Source organism: Herbaspirillum sp. UBA812, assembly GCF_002296545.1.
In the GTDB taxonomy this organism is placed as follows: domain Bacteria; phylum Pseudomonadota; class Gammaproteobacteria; order Burkholderiales; family Burkholderiaceae_D; genus Herbaspirillum; species Herbaspirillum huttiense.
Genome location: NZ_DBIC01000159.1, coordinates 1 through 4,070, shown reverse-complemented (window position 1 = coordinate 4,070; position 4,070 = coordinate 1). Strand labels below are relative to the sequence as shown.

4 protein-coding genes are annotated in these 4,070 nt (G+C 60.4%); all 4 read right to left on the bottom strand.

What is annotated here, in order from left to right; translation table 11 throughout:
- Positions 1–749: ribonuclease III (gene rnc, locus B3873_RS10300; protein ID WP_286865801.1), on the bottom strand; the 749-nt coding region annotated here is incomplete at its 3' end.
- A 195-nt stretch (positions 750–944) separates the two neighbouring features.
- The gene (lepB, locus tag B3873_RS10295; protein WP_121039550.1) at positions 945–1,859 is read right to left on the bottom strand and encodes a signal peptidase I; all 915 of its coding nucleotides are present in this window, start codon (positions 1,857–1,859) and stop codon (positions 945–947) included.
- Position 1,860: 1 nt separating this feature from the next.
- A complete protein-coding gene (lepA, locus tag B3873_RS10290) occupies positions 1,861–3,654 on the bottom strand; it encodes a translation elongation factor 4 (RefSeq protein ID WP_039786382.1) in 1,794 nt (597 codons plus the stop codon).
- A 164-nt stretch (positions 3,655–3,818) separates the two neighbouring features.
- A partial coding sequence (locus B3873_RS10285; protein ID WP_286865800.1) for a glutaredoxin family protein occupies positions 3,819–4,070 on the bottom strand: 252 nt, incomplete at its 5' end.

Genomic DNA, 4,070 nt, shown 5'->3' with positions numbered 1-4,070 from the left:
TGGATGGTGGCGATGCCGGCCAGTTTCAGCTGGGTGGTGCGGGCACGCGGCTTGCGGCCGGCAGACGGGGTCTTGGCCAGTGCCAGCTGCACCGCTTCCAGGGCCAGCTTGGCGGCGGCCTGTTCGCCGGCGCGGCGGCTGCCGCCGGTGCCGAAGACCTGGATGTCCAGCTTGGGCACCAGGCATTCGATCTCGAATTCCTGGCTGTGGGCCGCACCATGGGTGGCGATGACGTTGTACTGCGGCAGCGGGATCTTCTTGCCCTGCAAAAACTCCTGCAGCAGGGTCTTGGCATCCTTGCCCAGGGTCTTGGGATCGACGTGTTCCAGTACCGGGACGTAGAGCGAGCGGATCACCGCACGCGCCGCCTCGAAACCGGAATCGAGGAAGATCGCGCCAAAGAGCGCCTCCAGTGTATCGGCCAGAATCGAGGGACGGCGGAAGCCGCCGGATTTGAGTTCGCCCTCACCCAGGCGCAGGAACTGCGAGAGCTCCAGCCGCTGGGCGATTTCATAAAGGGATTGCTGCTTGACCAGGTTGGCGCGCAGGCGCGAGAGGTCGCCTTCGTCGATCTTGTCGTAGCGTTCGAAGAGCAGCGAGGCCACCACGCAGTTCAGCACCGAATCGCCGAGGAATTCCAGCCGCTCGTTATGCAAGGCGCTATGGCTACGGTGGGTCAAGGCCTGCTGCAGGAGCGAAGCATCCTTGAATGGGTGGCCTAGCCGTTGTTGCAAGAGTTGAGGATCCATTTTTTCATCCGTCATTCAGTCTGCCGCCCCGATACGCGCAGTGGCGCGTGGATCGGGGATTACCAGCCTGACCAGTCAGCGGGATCGGTTCAAAGCAAAGCTGAAAACTGCTCCGGGTCTGCCTCCACAATGCAAAGTTGCCAATTGGAAACTGCAGAAACTGCGCAAGCTGCTGGACCAGGATGCGGCGCGCTCTTAGTGGAAGCTGCCGATCCGCTTGATATCGCCCAGGTTCATCCAGACAAAGAAGGCCTTGCCGACGATGTTCTGGTCCGGCACGAAGCCCCAGTAGCGACTGTCGAGGCTGTTGTCCCGGTTGTCGCCCATCATGAAATATTCACCCGGCGGCACCGTGCAGGCGAAACCTTCGGCGTTGTAGGTGCACAGCTCATGATGCGGGAAGGCATCGGGATTGGGCACGAAGTTGGGAGCACGCTCATCAGTGAGAATCTTGTGCTCCACGCCGGTCAGGTTTTCCTGCCATTGCTTATAGTACGTCAGATTTTCGTCGTCCAGATAATCCGGCAGCGCTTTGTAAGAAATTTGTTCACCATTAACCGTTAAGCGCTTGTTTTTATAGACTATTTTATCACCAGGCACGCCCACCACGCGCTTGATGTAGTCCACCGACATGTCCTTCGGGTACTTGAAAACCATGACGTCGCCGCGCTGCGGCTGGTTCACTTCGATGATCTTCTTGTTGATGATGGGCAGGCGGATACCGTAGGTGAATTTGTTCACCAGGATCAGGTCGCCCACCAGCAGCGTCGGCACCATCGAGCTGGACGGAATCTTGAACGGTTCATACAGGAAGGAGCGCAGGCAGAACACCAGCGCGATTACCGGGAAGAAGCTGCCGGAATATTCGATCCAGGCCGGCTGCTTCAGGTGGCGCGCCTGCAGGTCGGCACGGGCGGTGGCGACGGTACCGTCACGCTTGACGCCTTGCGCCTGGTCGCGCGCGACAGCGGCGTCGAACTCGGCCAGGGCGGCGTCGGCGCGGGCGCGGCGCTGCTTGGAGAGGAAGAAGGTGTCGGCGAACCAGATCACGCCGGTCACCAGCATCAGCACGAACAGAATGAGTGCGAAGTTGCCCAACAAAGCCTGCATGTTATTTATCGTCCACTTGTAAGATTGCCAGGAATGCTTCCTGCGGAATTTCGACCGAGCCCACCTGCTTCATGCGTTTCTTGCCGGCCTTCTGCTTTTCGAGCAGCTTGCGCTTGCGCGAGATGTCGCCGCCGTAGCACTTGGCCAGCACGTTCTTGCGCATGGCCTTGACGTTTTCGCGCGAGATGATGGTCGCACCAATGGCCGCCTGGATCGCCACGTCGAACATCTGGCGCGGGATCAGTTCGCGCATCTTGGCCGCCACCTGGCGACCGCGGATCTGGGCTGCGGCACGGTGCACGATGATGGCCAGCGCATCGACCTTTTCGCTGTTGATCAGCATGTCGACCTTGACCACGTCTGCCGCACGGTATTCCTTGAACTCGTAGTCCATGGAGGCATAGCCGCGCGAGGTAGACTTGAGGCGATCGAAGAAGTCCAGCACGATTTCGGCCATCGGCATTTCATAGGTCAGCTGCACCTGCTTGCCGTGATAGCTCATGTTCATCTGGATGCCGCGCTTCTGCGTGCACAGGGTGATGACCGAGCCTACGTACTCCTGCGGCATGTACAGGTTGACGGTGACGATGGGTTCGCGGATTTCCTCGATCTTGGAGACTTCCGGCATCTTCGACGGGTTGTCAACCATCAGCATGGTGCCGTCGCGCTGCTGCACTTCGTACACCACCGTCGGCGCGGTGGTGATGAGGTCCATGTCGAACTCGCGCTCCAGGCGTTCCTGCACGATTTCCATGTGCAGCAGGCCCAGGAAGCCGCAGCGGAAGCCGAAGCCCAGCGCCTGCGAAACTTCCGGCTCATACATCAGGGCGGCGTCGTTGAGCTTCAATTTTTCCAGCGAGTCGCGCAGGGCGTCGTACTGGTTGGCTTCCACCGGGAACAGGCCCGCAAACACCTGCGGCTGCACTTCCTTGAAGCCGGGCAGCGGCGCCGGGGCAGGCTTGCCGGCCAGGGTGATGGTGTCACCCACGCGCGCGGACTTCAGTTCCTTGATGCCGGCGATGACGAAACCGACCTGCCCTGCCGACAAGGATTCACGCGATTGCGACTTGGGCGTGAACACGCCGATGCTTTCGGTGAGGTACTGGGTCTCGGTGGCCATCAGCAGGATCTTGTCCTTGGGACGCAAGGTGCCATTGACGATGCGCACCAGCATGACCACGCCGACGTAGTTGTCGAACCAGGAATCGATGATCAGCGCCTGCAGCGGTGCATCCGGGTCACCCTTGGGGGCCGGCACCTTGGCCACGATGGCTTCGAGTACGTCTTCCACGCCCAGGCCGGTCTTGGCCGAGCAGGGAGTGGCGTCGGAGGCGTCGATGCCGATCACGTCTTCGATCTCGCTCTTGGCGTTGTCGGGATCAGCGGAGGGCAGGTCGATCTTGTTCAAGACCGGCACCACTTCCACGCCCAGGTCCAGGGCGGTGTAGCAGTTGGCCACGGTCTGCGCTTCCACGCCTTGGGAGGCGTCGACCACCAGCAGCGCGCCTTCGCAGGCCGACAGCGAGCGCGAGACTTCATAGCTGAAGTCGACGTGACCCGGGGTGTCGATCAGGTTGAGGTTGTAGATCTGGCCGTCCTTGGCCTTGTAGGCCAGGGCTGCGGTCTGGGCCTTGATGGTGATGCCGCGCTCGCGCTCGATATCCATCGAATCCAGCACCTGGGCTTCCATCTCGCGGTTGGACAAGCCCCCGCACAACTGGATGATGCGGTCGGCGAGCGTGGACTTGCCGTGATCGATGTGGGCGATGATCGAGAAATTACGGATATTGTTCATTAACAGACTGGAAACGATGAAAAAAGGCGCTCTGTAGCGGGCTTTGCCCAGCCGAGCGCCTTTGCAACAGCTTATTCGACCCGGCATTTTACCGGAATTCACAGGGACAAGCCCGACTTTCCGGTGCCAGGCCGTGCAGCCGGACTTGGCTGCGACAACACAACTTATTTCATTTCAGCAACAAATGCCTGCAGGCGCGCCTTGTCCAGATGGTAATGGCACAACTCCTGCCACTGACCATTACTGCCCTGCCCCATCAGCACCGGCACCAGCTCATCGTAACGCGCCACCAGCGCCTCATCGGCATCCACATCGACCATCTCGATCACGGCCGGGATCTCGCCCAGTGCCTGGCGCAAGGCGTCACGCAGGTCTTCGCACAGGTGGCAGTAGCTGCGCGAATAGATGATGAAGTG